The organism is Nocardia sp. X0981 (genome assembly GCF_977089955.1).
This window is the reverse complement of the sequence record NZ_OZ372435.1, coordinates 5,458,189-5,473,354: the sequence shown is the minus strand read 5'-3', so window position 1 is coordinate 5,473,354 and position 15,166 is coordinate 5,458,189. Positions and strand designations below refer to the sequence as shown.

The 15,166-nt window shown below is 69.4% G+C and carries 16 protein-coding genes; 10 read left to right on the top strand and 6 right to left on the bottom strand.

Translation table 11 applies throughout. The features are described from left to right. Nucleotides 1–311: 311 nt before the first annotated feature. The 3 genes from ACYR7D_RS24100 to ACYR7D_RS24090 all read left to right on the top strand — a co-directional run bounded on the left by ACYR7D_RS24100 (nucleotide 312) and on the right by ACYR7D_RS24090 (nucleotide 1,891). Complete coding sequence (locus ACYR7D_RS24100) at nucleotides 312–713, top strand: DUF1801 domain-containing protein (protein WP_459546804.1); 402 nt, start codon at nucleotides 312–314, stop codon at nucleotides 711–713. 249 nt (nucleotides 714–962) lie between these two features. Beyond that, the gene (locus ACYR7D_RS24095; protein ID WP_459546803.1) at nucleotides 963–1,535 is read left to right on the top strand and encodes a hypothetical protein; all 573 of its coding nucleotides are present in this window, start codon (nucleotides 963–965) and stop codon (nucleotides 1,533–1,535) included. Then, entirely contained in the window at nucleotides 1,535–1,891 is a 357-nt protein-coding gene (locus ACYR7D_RS24090) for an Imm8 family immunity protein (RefSeq protein WP_459546802.1), read from the top strand. The genes ACYR7D_RS24095 and ACYR7D_RS24090 overlap by 1 nt, the downstream gene beginning before the upstream one ends. A gap of 237 nt (nucleotides 1,892–2,128) precedes the next feature. Here the strand turns inward: ACYR7D_RS24090 and ACYR7D_RS24085 are convergent, their stop codons facing one another. Continuing rightward, nucleotides 2,129–2,392 (bottom strand): helix-turn-helix domain-containing protein, encoded by a 264-nt coding sequence (locus ACYR7D_RS24085; protein WP_459546801.1) that lies wholly within the window; start codon nucleotides 2,390–2,392, stop codon nucleotides 2,129–2,131. Nucleotides 2,393–2,464: 72 nt separating this feature from the next. Between ACYR7D_RS24085 and map the strand changes: the two genes are divergently transcribed. Then, nucleotides 2,465–3,229, top strand: a complete 765-nt coding sequence (gene map, locus ACYR7D_RS24080) for a type I methionyl aminopeptidase (RefSeq protein WP_459546800.1) — start codon at nucleotides 2,465–2,467, stop codon at nucleotides 3,227–3,229. A gap of 31 nt (nucleotides 3,230–3,260) precedes the next feature. Here the strand turns inward: map and ACYR7D_RS24075 are convergent, their stop codons facing one another. The 3 genes from ACYR7D_RS24075 to ACYR7D_RS24065 all read right to left on the bottom strand — a co-directional run bounded on the left by ACYR7D_RS24075 (nucleotide 3,261) and on the right by ACYR7D_RS24065 (nucleotide 7,050). Beyond that, nucleotides 3,261–4,643, bottom strand: a complete 1,383-nt coding sequence (locus ACYR7D_RS24075; protein ID WP_459550266.1) for a metallopeptidase TldD-related protein — start codon at nucleotides 4,641–4,643, stop codon at nucleotides 3,261–3,263. A gap of 17 nt (nucleotides 4,644–4,660) precedes the next feature. Continuing rightward, complete coding sequence (locus ACYR7D_RS24070) at nucleotides 4,661–6,211, bottom strand: TldD/PmbA family protein (protein ID WP_459550265.1); 1,551 nt, start codon at nucleotides 6,209–6,211, stop codon at nucleotides 4,661–4,663. Nucleotides 6,212–6,282: 71 nt separating this feature from the next. Next, nucleotides 6,283–7,050: a TSUP family transporter gene (locus ACYR7D_RS24065; RefSeq protein WP_459550264.1), complete on the bottom strand. Its 768-nt coding sequence runs from the start codon at nucleotides 7,048–7,050 to the stop codon at nucleotides 6,283–6,285. 78 nt (nucleotides 7,051–7,128) lie between these two features. Here ACYR7D_RS24065 and ACYR7D_RS24060 point away from each other — a divergent pair, with 78 nt between their 5' ends. From ACYR7D_RS24060 to ACYR7D_RS24050, 3 genes are all read left to right on the top strand, one after another. Continuing rightward, complete coding sequence (locus tag ACYR7D_RS24060; protein WP_459546799.1) at nucleotides 7,129–8,298, top strand: sensor histidine kinase; 1,170 nt, start codon at nucleotides 7,129–7,131, stop codon at nucleotides 8,296–8,298. A 26-nt stretch (nucleotides 8,299–8,324) separates the two neighbouring features. Beyond that, the gene (locus ACYR7D_RS24055; protein WP_459546798.1) at nucleotides 8,325–8,984 is read left to right on the top strand and encodes a response regulator; all 660 of its coding nucleotides are present in this window, start codon (nucleotides 8,325–8,327) and stop codon (nucleotides 8,982–8,984) included. A gap of 61 nt (nucleotides 8,985–9,045) precedes the next feature. Beyond that, complete coding sequence (locus ACYR7D_RS24050; protein ID WP_459546797.1) at nucleotides 9,046–9,561, top strand: FxsA family protein; 516 nt, start codon at nucleotides 9,046–9,048, stop codon at nucleotides 9,559–9,561. Here the strand turns inward: ACYR7D_RS24050 and ACYR7D_RS24045 are convergent. Continuing rightward, a complete protein-coding gene (locus ACYR7D_RS24045) occupies nucleotides 9,558–10,142 on the bottom strand; it encodes a PadR family transcriptional regulator (RefSeq protein ID WP_459546796.1) in 585 nt (194 codons plus the stop codon). The genes ACYR7D_RS24050 and ACYR7D_RS24045 overlap by 4 nt on opposite strands. Before the next feature lie 87 nt (nucleotides 10,143–10,229). Here ACYR7D_RS24045 and ACYR7D_RS24040 point away from each other — a divergent pair, with 87 nt between their 5' ends. Next, on the top strand, nucleotides 10,230–10,949 hold the full coding sequence (locus ACYR7D_RS24040; RefSeq protein WP_459546795.1) for a VOC family protein: 720 nt from the start codon (nucleotides 10,230–10,232) through the stop codon (nucleotides 10,947–10,949). Nucleotides 10,950–10,973: 24 nt separating this feature from the next. Here the strand turns inward: ACYR7D_RS24040 and ACYR7D_RS24035 are convergent, their stop codons facing one another. Next, on the bottom strand, nucleotides 10,974–11,375 hold the full coding sequence (locus tag ACYR7D_RS24035; protein ID WP_459546794.1) for a PPOX class F420-dependent oxidoreductase: 402 nt from the start codon (nucleotides 11,373–11,375) through the stop codon (nucleotides 10,974–10,976). A 128-nt stretch (nucleotides 11,376–11,503) separates the two neighbouring features. On the opposite strand from ACYR7D_RS24035, the gene ACYR7D_RS24030 reads away from it, so the two are divergent. Next, a complete protein-coding gene (locus tag ACYR7D_RS24030; protein WP_459546793.1) occupies nucleotides 11,504–13,102 on the top strand; it encodes an amidohydrolase in 1,599 nt (532 codons plus the stop codon). Between the two features lie 251 nt (nucleotides 13,103–13,353). Continuing rightward, nucleotides 13,354–14,901, top strand: a complete 1,548-nt coding sequence (gene lnt / locus ACYR7D_RS24025; protein WP_459546792.1) for an apolipoprotein N-acyltransferase — start codon at nucleotides 13,354–13,356, stop codon at nucleotides 14,899–14,901. Nucleotides 14,902–15,166 lie beyond the last annotated feature (265 nt).

Below are 15,166 nucleotides of genomic sequence, written 5' to 3'. Positions count from 1 at the left end.
TGAGGATGGGGCCCGCCCTTACCTGTGTCGTAGCCATCGCGGTCACCACGCCACGCGGGCGGTACTGCTGGCAATGGCCGCCCATGTCACCGACAGTGCACGACCGGCGGTAGCCGATCCCCGTGATGCGGGACCTCGTGCCGTAACCGATCACGAATCGAGAAGCGGAGGCCGCACCAGACCTCTTAACGTGGCGGAGTATCAGGTACAGGGGCCGAGCAGAGGAGTAACTGTGGCGCGAACAGAGAAGTCGGGGGGACAGCAACGAAGCGTTGTCGGAGTCGGGATTCTCGGCACAGGAGCGCGCCGCGATGAAGCAGCGCGTCACCGAGGTGAAGAACGCCGCACGGCGCGCCCGCGGCGCCGAGAGAGCTGCCGCTGACGAGGCGGATGTACTGGCGAAGATCGTGGAAATGCCTGCCGCGGACCGGGTGATGGCCGAACGTGTACATGCGATCGTGACCACGGTCGCGCCGGAACTGGCTCCGAAGCTGTACTACGGACAGCCCGCCTACGCACGCAACGGGAAAGTGGTGTGCTTCTTCCGAAGTGGGCAGATGGACAAGGAGCGGTACTCGACATTCGGTTTCGGCGTGCAGGCGGCGCTCGATGACGACAGCGGGCTGTGGCCGACCTCCTACGCGCTGACCGACCCCTCGGAGGCGGCCTGGCAGCAGCGCGCCGCTCTTGTCGAGCGAGCCGCGAAATCCTGACCCGATGAACGGCGAAGTTCTTCCGGCGCCGATGCCGGTATCTCCTCCCGGCTCCGGCGAGCAGCCGACCGGATCGGCGGCGGTAGTGGGGTGGTGGTGTCGGCGTGACCGATACGGACCACAGGCCCCGGCGTGGGCAACCGGAAACGATGACGATCACGGACCCGATGTGCGACCAGGGTCAACGGCCTCGAAAGCTAAAAGTAGACTGACCAGTGTTTTTTGGTAGGTCTTCTCGGAGGGGTGCCGGTGGCACGCATAGCGAACGAATACGCCGCGTTCGCCGGCCGCTTGTCCACCTATATCGAGACCTACATTCGAACAACCCGCGCCGCAGCGGGAGAGGTGATCGACGCCGGGGCGAAAGTGGCTCCCCGTCGGCTGGCGGCGGAGGACGCGGCGGCGGCCGAAGGTCTCCGGAACGCGGCCGGTTCCGCTCACCACGGCACGGAAATCCGGAGCCCTCGGGCCGACGTGGGTCCCCCGGCGCCACGCCCGGCCGAAGGGAAGGAGCCGCTGGTACCCCTCGGCCGGAAAGTGGTCGATATCGTGCGTAACGCCGGTGCCGGCCGGGGTAACTTCGGTATCGGCCGGGCCCGCCGCGCCGAAGCCGATGCCGCCGGCCTGGTGTGGGTGGGTTTCGACGCGCACAGGCGGCCGTACGCCGATACCTACCGGTGGGTCAGCAAGGATGGATTGCGTCAGTACCGTCCACCTCAGCAGAAGCCGTCCGGAAGAGGAGTGGAGGCCAACTTCGAGGCGCGGTCCCGGACGAGCCGTCACTGGGAAAGCAATGCGCATCTGGAGATCGCGGAGCAGTGATGAAAGCGGAACTCAAAGGAATGCACAGCCCGGATGCCGATCTCGCCGGCCCGCTCTCGGTCGATGCCCTGCTCGTACAGTTGATGATCGGCCCGGCGGGCGAACCGGGGGCGGAGTCCTTCGACCTCGTTGTCCGTACACCGCGTGGAGACGGGGTGGATACCGAGGCGCTCGGTTTCCGCCCGGATGAACGCGGCCTGGTTCTCGACCGTATCGACGCCGCGGCGATCGCCCGGTTCGTCTGTGAGTACCTCCAGGAGCTGGAACGCCCCACCTGGGAAGAACTGGCGGCGGAAATCGGCCGGCTCGCCCGGTGGGAATTCCAGGATTACCGCCCTGCCGGCGCGGGCGAGTAGCCGCGCGGCGATCCGCGAGCTACGGCTTCCGGCTGTTCGTGCCGGTGGGCCCGGTGATCGCGGTGGTGTTGCGGCCCCGGTGTCGCGAGGGGATGCCCGGCGGAATCGGGGAGTTCATCGCGCACCGCTGGGCATCGTGCGGTATCGCCACGTGATGCGGCCCTGCGCCGGCCGGACCGGTTCGCCGAGATGAGCCGCACCGCTGGGCAGCGGCAGGGGTGGCGACCGGATGCGCCGTCAAGCGGATTCGGCGAAATCGCCCGCCGTCCAGATCTCGGCGAGTTCCTCGAGAGGGAGCTCGAGAACGCGGCTCAGCGAGACGACGGTGCCGAAACCAGGGGAGGGGAGCCGGCCGGTTTCGATCTTGCGCAGCGTTTCGGGGGAGATACCGGCCGCGCGGGCCACCTCGGCGAGGTCGCGTCCTTCACGGGCGGTTCGCAATCGGGCTCCGAGTCGGCGGCCGGCGTCGATCTGGGAGGGGGTGAGTGGGAGGCGGACCATAGCGACATTTTAAGAGTGGTATTAAAGTACCGCAAGAATGGTATAGAAATACCGAGTCTCATGGAGGTTGTGATGGTGGAGTTGAAAACGCCCGGCGAGATCGAGAAGATGCGCGTCGCCGGAGCGTTCGTGGCCGAGATCCTGGCCGAACTACGGGATACCGCCGCGGTCGGGGTGAACCTGCTGGAGCTGGAGAGGATCGTGCGAGAGCGGATCCGGCAGCGCGGCGCCCAGTCGTGCTACTGGGACTACGCACCCTCCTTCGGTCGCGGGCCCTTCCGGAACACGGTCTGTCTCTCGGTGAACGACGCCGTCCTGCACGGGCTGCCGTTCGACTACACCCTGCGCGACGGCGATGTGCTCAGCATGGATCTCGCGGTCCGCGTAGACGGCTGGGCCGCCGACGCGGCGGTCACGGTGATAGTAGGGACACCCCGGGCCGAGGACCAGCGGCTCGTGCGGGCCACCGAGGAAGCGCTCGCCGCCGCGATCGAAGCCGCGGTGCCCGGGAACCGGATCGGTGATGTCTCCGCGGCCATCGCCGCCGTCGCCCGTGCGTACGGCTACCCCGTGAACACCGAATTCGGCGGTCACGGTATCGGCCGCACCATGCACGAGGACCTGCACATACCCAACGACGGCACACCGGGCAGAGGATTCCGCCTGCGTCCGGGGCTGACCATGGCCCTCGAACCGTGGTTCGCCCGAACGACCCGCCGTATCGTCACCGACCCGGACGGCTGGACGATCCGCTCCGCGGACGGTTCGCGCACCGCGCATTCCGAACACACGGTGGCCGTCACCGCGGACGGTCCGCGGGTCCTCACCGCGGCCTGAGCCCCTGCCGGACCGCCCGGCCGACGCCCGCTCAGGTGGCCCGGCTCACCGAGGACATATGGAAATCGGGGATCCGCAACGGCGGCATGGCCGTACGGGTGAACCAGTCCTTCCATTCCCGGGGCAGCGTCTGCTCGGTCGCCCCGGCCTCGGTGACGCGGCGGAGCAGATCCAGCGGGCTCTCGTTGAAACGGAAATTGTTCACCGCCGCCGTGACCTGGCCGTCCTCCACCAGGTACACACCGTCGCGGGTGAGGCCGGTGAGCAGCAGTGTGGCCGGATCGACCTCGCGGATGTACCAGAGCGTGGTGAGCAGCAGACCGCGCTCGGTGCGCGCGATCATCTCGTCCAGCGAAGCCGCCGAACCGCCGGTGAGCAGGAGGTTCTGTACCGCGACGGTGGGGGAGACGCCGTAGTCGGCGGCGATGGCCCGCGGATACACCAGATCGGCGACCGCACCGTCACGTACCCAGTCCACCCGCTGGGCCGCCATCCCGTTGTCGAATACCGAAACCGTTTCCGACGACGCCTGGGTGGCCACGAACGGCAGGCACTGCAGGCCGGGGGCCGCCGGGTCCGAGAACAGGGTCAGCGGGATATCGGTGAGCTTCTCCCCGACCCGGGTGCCGCCCGGTGCGGAGAAGGCGGTATGCCCCTCCTGCGCGCCCCGGCCCTCCATCGACCAGTACAGGTAGATCAGCAGATCGGCCACCGCCGACGGTGGCAGCAGGGTTTCGTAGCGACCCGCGGGCAGCTCGACCCGGCGGGCCGACCAGTCCAGCCGCCGGGACAGCTCCGCGAGCAGGCCGGGGATATCGACATCGGTGAAATCGCCGGTGCTCGCGCCCACCCAGGCGCTGGCCAGCTCGGCACCGTCCCCGCGTTTTCCGTTGATCTCCACCGAACCGGTCGGCTGGGTGTAACGCCGCCGGATCCCGGTGGAGGTGCCCAGCCAGGTGGTGTGCACCTGGTGATGCGCGAAACCGTAGAGCCGGTCGGCGCCGTCGAAACCGGAGGCCAGATCGGCGGCGAGACCGGAGAACACCTCGATTCCGGTGGTTCCGGGCCCCTGTTCCCAGTCGGGGTCCGGCGCGACCGTATCCGCGTCCAGTAGCGGCATGGCGTCCCGGGCCGGTTCGGCGGCCGCGGCGGCCGCTTCGCTCGCCCGCACGACGGCTGCGATCTCGGTGGGGTCCACGCTGGTCGAGGCCACGCTGCCGACCCGTGCCGAGCGCGGTCCCGCCCGGTACACCGAGATCACCGACCAGCGCCGCGCCACCGAGGCGCCGTTGGTGGTCATGGAATTGCCGGCCCAGCGCAGCGCGGCCTCGTATTCGTCGGTGACGATCACGATCGCCTCGTCGGCGCGGGACAATTCCAGCACCCGCTCCACCATCACCGCGGCGGGCAGCACACCCGCACCGGTCGCCGTCATCGCCGGGCCTCCGTCCGGGTGTTGAGTACGTTCACTCCGCGGACCAGTACCGACGGGCAGCCGTGACTGACCGCCGCGACCTGTCCGGGCTGAGCCTTACCGCAGTTGAACGCCCCGCCCAACTGCCATGTCGACGGGCCGCCCACCGCCTCCATGGACCCCCAGAAATCCGTGGTGGTCGCCTGGTAGGCGATATCGCGCAATTGGCCGTCCAACCGCCCGTTGCGGATCCGGAAGAACCGTTGCCCGGTGAACTGGAAGTTGTAGCGCTGCATATCGATGGACCAGCTCTTGTCGCCGACGATGTAGATGCCGTTCTCCACCCGGGAGATGAGCTCGGCCGTGGTGGTATCGGCGGCCGGGTCCGGTTGCAGCGAGACATTGGCCATCCGCTGGATCGGCACATGATGGGGGGAATCGGCGTACGAACAGCCGTTGGACCGGTCGAGCCCCAGCCGGGGCGCGAACACCCGGTCGAGCTGATAGCCCACCAGCACGCCGTCCCGCACCAGATCCCACCGCTGCCCGGCCACGCCGTCGTCGTCGTAACCGACGGTGGCGAGCCCGTACCGCTGCACCCGATCGGCGGTGACGTGCATGATCGGCGTGCCGTAACGGAGGGTGCCGAGCTGGTCGGGGGTCGCGAACGAGGTTCCGGCGTAGGCCGATTCGTAGCCGATCGCCCGGTCGTATTCGGTGGCGTGCCCGATGGATTCGTGGATCGTGAGCCACAGATTGGTGGGGTCGATCACCAGATCGGTCGGGCCCGGTACGACGCTCGGCGCCTGCACCTTCTCGGCGAGCCACTCCGGGATCCGCGCCAGTTCGGTCTCCCAGTCCCAGACCCCGTCCGCCCCGGTGACGTATTCCCAGCCGCGCCCGGCCGGAGCGGCCAGGGTGCGCATGGTCTCGAAGGCACCCGAGGCGGTGTCCACGGTGATCGCCTCCAGCTGCGGGTGCAACCGCACGCGCTGCTGGGTGATCGAGGAACCGGCGGTATCGGCGTAGTAGGTCTGCTCCTTGACCTGGAGTAGCGCGGCCGTCACGTGGTCGACGCCGTCGGCAGCGGCCAGCCGCCCCGAATAATCCTGCAGTAGTGCCACTTTGTCGGCCGCGGGAACGGTGAAGGGGTCGATATCGTAGGACGAGACCCAGCGGGCGTTCTCGTACCGCGGTTCGGCCGCCAGTTCCACGCGCTCCCGGTTCAGCGCTCGCAGCGTGGTCGCCACGGCCACCGCCGACCGGGCGACCTCGGCCGCCGTCGCCGTGTTCAGGGCGGCGTGTGAGGCGAAACCCCAGGTCCCGTCCACGATCACGCGCACCGCGAAACCGAGTTCGACCGTATCGGTCAGTGCTTCCACCCGGCCGTCACGTAACCGCAGCGCCTGGGTGCACAGCCGGTGTACCCGTAGGTCCGCGTGTTCGGCCCCGGCCGCGCGCGCCGCGGACAGCGCCGCTTCGGCCAGCGCCGCCAGCGGTAGGTCCGCGAATTCCGGATCGATATCGTGCCCGGACGGTTGCCCGCCCGATTCGGTGGACGTCGCCATGCTCACCCTGCACAACTTAGTCGGCTCTCGCCTTCTGTGGGCGCTATGTCCGTCGCCGGCGCGGGCCGCGCTCAGCCGAACTGCTGCCAGCCCAGCCGCAGCACCATCGCCACCACGACCATCAGCAGCACCGCCCGCACGAACTCCGCGCCGCGGTCCAGCGCCATCCGCGAACCCAGTACCGCCCCCGCGATATTGGCCAGCGCCATGGCCGCGCCCAGCGCCCACAACACATGACCGGTCAGGCCGAAGTAGACCAGCGCGCCGATATTGGAGCCGCAGTTGATCACCTTCGCCATGGCGGCCGCCCGGACGAACTCGGTACCCAGCAGGGTCGCGAACGTGATGATGAGAAATGTTCCCGTGCCCGGCCCGAGTAGGCCGTCATAGGCGCCGATCAGTCCGGCGGCCGAGGCCACCACCAGCACCACCTTGCGCCGGGAGGGCGGATGGGTGGCCAGGGTGATACCGATCGAGGGGCGGGCCGTGACGAAGATCGCCACGCCGGCCAGCACCACCAGCACGATCGGGATGAACAGGTCCCGGTCGATGAGCGCCACCGCCGCCGCGCCGGCCGCCGCGGTGACCGCGGCCAGTACGGCCGCCGGGATCAGCAGCCGCCACCGCAGCGGGATCGTGCGGGCGAAAGTGGCCGCCGCGGTGGCGGTACCGGCGACCGCGGCCAGTTTGTTGGTGCCCAGCGCCGTTTGCGGGGCGAGACCGGGGGCCACCAGCAGCAGGGTCGGCAGCACGATCAATCCGCCACCGCCCACCACGGCGTCCACCCAGCCGGCCGCCGCCGCGGCCGGTAACAGTAGCAGCCAGTCCGTCACATCCACCCGCCCAGGAAACCAGACGGTCGGCACAGTCGTATGCTCGCCGCCGGGGCGCGACCCGCTCCCTCCTAGGCTGGGTGGGTGCGCCGGTTCAGTCTGTGGCTCCGTGAAAATCCCATCGTCGCCGATTCCCTGCTCGCGCTGCTGTTGCTGATCATCGATCTCGTGGTGGCCCGCGACAGCGCGAACCCGGCGGCGTTCCTGGTGTTCTCGGTCCTGATCCCGGTGCCGATCGTCCTGCGGCGGGTCTACCCCCGGGCCATGGCGGCGACCTTCATGGTGCTCTCGTTCTGTGCCAGCGCCATCGGTTCCATCGTGCACGACCCGACTGTGCACGGCGCTCTCCTCGGACACGGGATCATGCTCTACACACTGGTCGCCTACCTCGGCCGCCGGGAGGGCCTGTGGTACGCGGTGGCGCTCATCGCCGATACCGCCTATGGGATGGCGGTGGTGAGCGGTTTCCGGATCGGTGATCTCGTCTCTGTCGGTGTCTTCTTCGCGTTCTGCTGGACGCTGGCCGAATTCGCGGGCGCCCGCCGGGCCTACGACGCCGAGGTGGCGGCCCGGCTGGCGATCGCCGAATCCGACCGGGAACGCCGCGCGCACGACGCGGTTTCGGCCGAGCGCACCCGGATCGCCCGGGAACTGCACGATGTGGTCGCGCACGCGGTGAGCGTGATGATCGTGCAGGCCGACGGGGCCCGCTTCGCGCTGCGCACCGACCCCGACACCACGGAGCGGGCGCTGGTGACCATCGCCGGTACCGGACGCGAAGCGCTGCGCGAACTACGCCGCACCGTCGCCCTGCTGCGCACCGAACACGCCCCCGACCAGGTCCCCCAGCACGGAACCGCCGGGCTGGCCAAGGTGGCGCAGCTCATGCGGGACGCGGGGCTGGCCGTGGACCTGGAGCTGGCCGGGGAACTGGACGAGGTGGCGCCCGAGGTGAGCCTGGGCGTGCACCGGATCGTGCAGGAGGCGCTCACCAATACGCTGCGGCACGCGGGTGCCCACCCGAAAGCGTGGGTACGGGTGCGCCGGCATGCCGAGGACATCGAGGTCGAGGTCACCGACTCCGGGGGTGTTCCGGTGCGGCCGGAGCACCGGATCCGGGGCAGCGGCCTGGGTCTGGCCGGAATGCGGGAACGGATGGCGGTACTGGGCGGGAAGATGGAGGCGGGCCGTACCCCCGACGGCGCCTGGCGGGTGCGGGCGCGGATCCCGCTCGCCGTACCGGATGGGGAGTAGCGGGGCCCGCCACTACATTGGTCTGCGTGCCGATCACCGTGCTTGTTGTGGACGACCAGGAACTCATGCGTGTGGGACTGAAGATGGTGCTCGGCGCACATCCGGATATCGAGGTCGTGGGTGAGGCCGACAACGGTGCCACCGCGATCGGCCGCGCCGCCGAACTCACCCCCGATGTGGTGCTCATGGACGTTCGCATGCCCGTGGTGGACGGGGTCACCGCCACCGGCCGGATCCTCGCGGCCGGCCACGGAACGCGGGTACTGGTGATGACCACCTTCGATCTCGACGAGCACGCCCTGGGCGCGCTGCGCGCGGGCGCGAGCGGTTTCCTCCTCAAGGACACCCCGCCGGAAGATCTGATCTCGGCCATCCGCAGTGTCGCGGCCGGAGACGCGGTGGTTTCGCCGAAGGTCACCAAACGGCTGCTCGATCGGTTGATCGCCGAAGAACCCACCTCCTCCCGTGACCCGGCCGTCCTCGAGGTGCTCACCGCCCGCGAACGCGAGGTACTCGAACAGATCGCCGCCGGACGCTCCAATGCCGAAATCGCCGCGCAGCTGTTCCTCTCCGAGGCCACGGTGAAGACCCATGTGGGCCGGGTGCTGACCAAGCTCGAGCTGCGCGACCGGGTGCAGGCCGTGGTGCTGGCCTACGAAACCGGTCTGGTCCGTCCGGGCGGCTGAGCCGGGAGCAAAACCGGAGGTTCGTTCGTTGGCCGGGTAGTCCGACCGAAAGGTTCGCCCCATGCCCGTCCTCGGTTTCCTCGTCTATCTCGTCGTCGAGATCGCCACCTTCGCCGCCGTCGTCGCCTGGCTGGGCGCGATGCCCGCGATCCTGTTGCTCATCGCCAGCTCCGCTGCGGGTGTGTTGCTGCTCGGCTCGCAGTGGCGGCGGGTGGGGGAACAGTTCCGGCGCGCTTCCCGCGCCGAGATCACCCCGGGTGCCGCGGTGGCCGACGGTGCGTTGGTCGGGCTCGGCAGTGTGCTGATGTTCGTACCGGGGCTGGTCACCTCGGTGCTCGGTCTGCTGTTTCTGGCCCCGCCGACCCGCGCACTGTTGCGCCCCGTGGTCGCCGTGCTGGCGGCCCGCCGGGTCGCCGGGCTCGCCGCCTCCGTTCCGCATCGGTCGGCGACGGTGATCGATGCCGATATCGCCGACGGTGTGGTGGTGGACGAGTGGTACACCGACGAGCCGCGGAAATCCACGATCGCCGGTGAACTCGGTCCCGGCTTCCGGCCGGGTCCCGGTCCGCGGCGCTAACCCGGGGTGGGGGGCTCGTCCGCGAGGCCGTATTCCCCGCGTTCGAGCCGGGTGAGCAGTCCCGAGGTCCAGCCGGTGAGATTGTCGAAGACACCACTCCACAACTCGAGCAGGTCGGTCGCGTGCGGGGGTTCGTAGCGGCCGGGGTAGTCGCCCACCATCTCGAGTAGTTCGTCCCGGACCTCGCGGCTGCGGTCGCGTTGTTCGCGTAGTTTCGCGATCACCCGGCTGCGCGGTAGCGCGTCCATGAAGGCGATCCCGGCGCCGAGCTCTTCCATATCCACGCTCGTCAGGGCCGCGTCCATCCGCTCCTGGAACTCCGCTTCCCCCGCCGCGGTGAGTTCGAACAGCGTGCGGCCGGGGCCCCGTCCACCGTCCTCGGTGCCGAGGGTGCGCAGTTTTCCTTCCTGGGTGAGCTGTTTGATGGCGTGATAGATGGATCCCGGCTGCACATTGGTCCAGGTGTCCGCTCGCCAGGACAGCAGTTCGCGGCGCACCGCATAGCCGTGGGTCGGCTGCCGCCGACGTGTCACTCCGAGTACCAGCAGCCGCACCGCCGACATCCCCGCTCCTTTCGTCACCGGAACAGTACGGTACTCAAACTTGACCACCGGACGGCCGCGGCTCTAGTCTCCGGTAGTCAAACTTGACTATCGGGAGGGTTCCTCATGGGAGATACCGCGGTACCTGTACTGCCCACACACGATCTGACCCGCACGCTCGAGTTCTACGCGACGCTCGGCTACACGGTCACCCACGAACAGAGCCGGCCCTACGCCTACGGTGCGGTCACCGCGTACGACTGCGACCTCCACTTCCACGCCGCCGCGCCGGGCGACGAAGGTGGTGAGCGCACCGGCTGCCTGGTCATGGTGGACGATGTGGCGGCCCGGCACCGGGCATTCACCGCGGCGCTGCGCGAAAAATACGGGCGCGTACCCGCGCGTGGTTCCGGGCGCCTCACCCGCCTCCGTCCCGGGCAGACCCGGTTCAGCCTGATCGACCCGGACGGGAACTGGATCACCTATATAGAAAGGAACGAGCCACCGAAACTCGAATACGGCGGTGCGGCCGAGCTGACCGGCCTGGCCAAGGTACTGGACAACGCCCGCATCCTGCGTGATTTCAAATCCGACGACCGAGCCGCGGAACGGGCCCTGGAAGCCGGACTGCGCCGCTACGGTGCCGAAGCCGGCCGGTTGGAGCGCGCCCGCGCCCACGCGGCACTCGCCGAGCTGGCGATCGCGCTCGGCAAACCGGACAAGGCGGCCGCACGCCGTGCCGATCTGGCGGCGCTGGAACTCACCGACGCCGAACGTGGCGAACTCGCCGACGAACTCCGTGCTGCCGACGATCTCGCCGAATGGCTGGCACCGGCACGGGAGTGAAGCGGGGCGCCCGGGCCCCGGCTGTCACTCGGTTCCGGCGGGTTCCGTACGCGGGGTGATTTCGATCCCTACGGTGCCCGCCCTACCGCGGCGCAGGAGACTGCCCAACATCACCAGCGGCCCCGTCAACCGATACTTGCGGCGGATGAGGCGGCGCACCCGCGCGGTCTCGTCCGCATCGAGAATCCGGCCGGTACCGTGCAGTACCTCACCGCGCGGCGTGCCCTTGTAATCGCACGGCTGCAGGGTCACCGCGGGATCGCGCCGCAACCGCTTCACCTTCCAGCTGTCGGTGACGGTCCAGACGTACAGTTTGCCGTCCTCGGCCACGGCCCAGAGCGGGGTCGGAACCGGAGTCCCGTCCTTACGGAAGGTGGTGAGCAGGACGTAGTCGGCGGTGCCGACCGCACCGAGCGCATCGTTCATGTACGCAGCGTAATTCGCGCGCGGCCGGCCGGCGCGGCAGCGGCGGTACCGCACCACGCAGCGGATACGGCCGATACCCGCGGACCGGCCCGCGCTTGGCCCACGGTGGTGCGGCAGACTGGACCCCTGTGAGTACGCAGCTGCTGGTCGGAGGCCGGATCTATAGTTCGAGTGCGCCCGATGCCACCGCCATGGCGGTGACCGACGGTGTGGTGGTGTGGCTCGGCGCCGACCACGTGGGACGCACACTGCACCCCGGTGCCGAGGTCATCGACCTGGACGGTGCCTTCGTAGCCCCCGCGTTCGTGGAACCCCATCTGCACACCACCGCCTACGGCCTGCAACTCACCGGCCTCGATCTGTCCGGGGCGCGGTCACTGGCCCACTGCCTGGACCTGCTGTCCGGTTTCGCCGCCGCGAACCCGGACGGCGCGATCCTCGCCGACGGCTGGGACGAAACCCGCTGGCCGGAAGGGCGGCCGCCGTCGCCCGAGGAGATCGACACCGCCGTACAGCCCGGGCGCATGGTCTACCTCGCCCGGGTGGACGCGCATTCGGCGGTGGCCTCCACGGCCCTGCTGGACGCGGTCCCCGGCTTGCGCGCGGCGTCCGGATACCGGCCGGGTGAACCGGTCCGGGCCGCGGCGCACCATCTGGTCCGGGCCGCCGCCCGGGCGTGTATCGGCCGCGCGCAGCGCGATGCGGCGCGCCGAGCCGCACTGGATACCGCCGCCGCGCACGGAGTGGTGGCGGTGCACGAATGCGCCGGGCCGGATATCGAGGGGGAGAACGATCTGCGGGAGCTGCTCGAATTCGAGCACGGGGTGCAGGTGCGGGCGTACTGGGGACAGGCGGTGAGCACCGCCGGGGAAGCACGATCGCTGCTGGCCGAACTCGGGGCCCACGGCCTGGCCGGCGACCTGTTCGCCGATGGTTCCCTCGGCTCGCATACCGCCTGGTTGCGCGATCCCTACGCGGACGCCCCGGGCACCGGTGTCTCCTATCTGGATGCCGACCGGATCGCGGCCCATGTGCGCGCCTGTACCGAGGCGGGCGTACAGGCCGGTTTCCACGCGATCGGCGACGCGGCGCTCGACGCGGTGGTGGCCGGCTTCGGACAGGCGGTGGCCGAACTGGGCGGACCGGCGGTCGCGGCGCGCGGCCATCGGGTGGAGCACGCGGAACTGCTCGACTCCGCGCAGATCGAGGCCCTCGCGTCCTGGGGGGTCATCGCCAGCGTGCAGCCCGTCTTCGACCGCGAATGGGGTGGCCCCGACGGTATGTACGCCGAACGGCTCGGCGCCACCCGTGCCGCCGCGCTCAACCCGTTCGCGGCCATGGCCGCGGCGGGTATCTCGCTGGCCATCGGATCCGACGCGCCGGTGACCGCTCTCGATCCGTGGGCCGCGATCCGCGCTGCCGTGTATCACCGCACCCCCGGGCACGGGCTTTCTCCCCGGGCCGCGTTCGCCGCGGCCACCCGGGGTGCCTGGCGCGCCGGTGGGGTGCGGGACGGGGTGGCGGGCACGCTGGTTCCGGGTGCGCCCGCCTCGTACGCGGTCTGGGCAGCGGACGAGCTGGTGGTCACCGCGCCCGCGGATTCGGTACAGCGCTGGTCCACCGACCCGCGCTCCCGGGTTCCGGGATTGCCGCCGCTGAGCCCGGAGCACGCGCTGCCCCGCTGTCTGTGCACCGTGCACCGGGGCGTCACCGTGTTCGGTGCGTGACTCCGCCCGCCGGCCCGCGTTCCGGCCCGCCCGTACGTCCGGCATCCGGTCTGCACGTGCACCCGTACGTACAGAACCGGGCGGCGGTAGCGGGAACGGCGAGGTGCGCGGCCGGCGGCGGCCGCCCACAGGGCGAGAAAGCGGCTTCGAGAGCGCTTCTCGGATCCGTATTCGGGAACAACAGGAAGTGAATCGTGATTCAGGGCGATAGGACGGCAGTCCGGTGGACCGAGCGGCTCACCCGGTATCCGGTGCTCCTACGATCGGCCGCCGCGGTGGCGGCCGGACTGCTGCTGTTCGGTAGTTTCCCGCCCCGGCCCTGGTGGTTCCTCGCACCCGCCGGGATCGCGCTGCTCACCCTGGTGCTGCGGAGCGGGAGCCGGTGGCGTTCCGGATTCGGCTACGGCTTCCTCGCCGGAGGGGGCTTCTTCCTGCCGTTGCTGCCCTGGACGGGTATCTATGTGGGTCCGCTGCCCTGGCTGGCCCTGTCCACGGCCTGCGCGGTGTATCTGGGCCTGTTCGGGGTGCTGGCACGGGTGGTCGGCCGGCTACCCGGCTGGCCGCTGTGGCTCGCGCTGGCCTGGACGGCCACCGAATGGGCCCGCTCGAGTTTCCCGTTCGGCGGGTTTCCCTGGGGACGGCTGGCCTTCGGTCAGGCGGATGGATGGTTCCTACCGCTGGCCGCGTTCGGCGGGGCACCGCTGGTGAGTTTCGCCGTAGCCCTCTGTGGTGTCTGCGGCGCGGCCGTCGTCCTCGCTGTTGTCCGATCCGGCCGTTTCCGTGCCGTGGAGGCGATGCCGCGCGACGACGACCGCGGCCGCCGGGTCGCGACGGCGGTGGCCGCGCTGACCTGCCTGCTGCTTCCGGTGGCCGGATCGGCGCTACGTGCCGCGCTGCCCGGTCCGCACGACGGGGATCGCACCATCACCGTGGCCGCGATCCAGGGCAGCGTGCCCCGATTGGGCCTGGATTTCAATGCGCAGCGCCGGGCCGTGCTCGACAATCATGTCCGGCGGACCGAACAACTGGCCGATGAGGTGAGCGCCGGTCGGTTTCCGGCGCCGGATGTGGTCGTCTGGCCCGAGAATTCCTCCGATATCGACCCTTTGCGCAATCCGGATGCCGCCGCGCTCATAACCCGGGCGGCGCGGCGTATCTCCGCGCCGATTCTGGTGGGCGCCGTGCTGGTGAACGGGGATCGGACCACGACGAATTCGGTGATGGTCTGGACCGCGGAGGACGGGCCGGGGGAGCGTCACGATAAAAAGATCGTCCAGCCTTTCGGCGAATACCTGCCGATGCGCGGTTTCTTCCGGTTGTTCTCCGACTATGCCGACCGGGCCGGTTACTTCGTTCCGGGTCACGGCGACGGCACAATTCGGGCTTCCGGTACGGAAATCGGGGTGGCAACCTGTTACGAGGTGGCTTTCGACCGGGCTTTCCGGGATTCGTTACGGTCCGGTGCGCAATTGCTGGCTGTGCCCACGAACAATGCGACATTCGGTGACAGTGAAATGACCTATCAGCAACTCGCGATGTCGCGGGTGCGGGCAGTGGAGCACGGCCGGTCGCTCGTCGTCGCCGCCACCTCGGGGGTCAGCGCGATCATCGCCGCCGATGGCAGTGTGCGGCAGGAAAGTACGCTCTTCGAACCGGAAGCGCTGGTCGCGGCGGTTCCCTTGCGTGATACCGGTACTCCGGCCACCTTTCTGGGGCCCTGGCCGGAGCTGGCCGCCGTGCTCCTGACCGTACTGGGCGCGGGGGTCGTACTGCTGCGCCGGTGTAACACGCGCCGCTGAGCCGGCGATGGCGTAGGTGTTCCACGACAAACGGCAGCCCGGGTGTGGTGCCACCACTCGCCGCGTTGCCGAATATTTGCTGGATACGATTTCGTACCGATGGGTAATCGGTTTGGTTTTCGCTCTCGCAGGGTAAGCACAACGGCTCGTTGTGCGTAGTATCTAGATCGGTGTCCGGCGCCCCGAGTGAGAAGTTGGCCGGGATTCCGGATCGTGGCGTCACAGATGTGCCGGTTTTCGGACAGGGTTGTTCGTCGAGTTCTCC

Coding starts and splice junctions, on each gene's coding strand:
- ACYR7D_RS24100 (WP_459546804.1), top strand. CDS start 312: ATGAAGCAGCGCGTCACCGAGGTGAAGAACGCCGCACGGCGCGCCCGC.
- ACYR7D_RS24090 (WP_459546802.1), top strand. CDS start 1,535: ATGAAAGCGGAACTCAAAGGAATGCACAGCCCGGATGCCGATCTCGCC.
- ACYR7D_RS24085 (WP_459546801.1), bottom strand. CDS start 2,392: ATGGTCCGCCTCCCACTCACCCCCTCCCAGATCGACGCCGGCCGCCGA.
- map (WP_459546800.1), top strand. CDS start 2,465: ATGGTGGAGTTGAAAACGCCCGGCGAGATCGAGAAGATGCGCGTCGCC.
- ACYR7D_RS24070 (WP_459550265.1), bottom strand. CDS start 6,211: ATGGCGACGTCCACCGAATCGGGCGGGCAACCGTCCGGGCACGATATC.
- ACYR7D_RS24050 (WP_459546797.1), top strand. CDS start 9,046: ATGCCCGTCCTCGGTTTCCTCGTCTATCTCGTCGTCGAGATCGCCACC.
- ACYR7D_RS24040 (WP_459546795.1), top strand. CDS start 10,230: ATGGGAGATACCGCGGTACCTGTACTGCCCACACACGATCTGACCCGC.
- ACYR7D_RS24035 (WP_459546794.1), bottom strand. CDS start 11,375: ATGAACGATGCGCTCGGTGCGGTCGGCACCGCCGACTACGTCCTGCTC.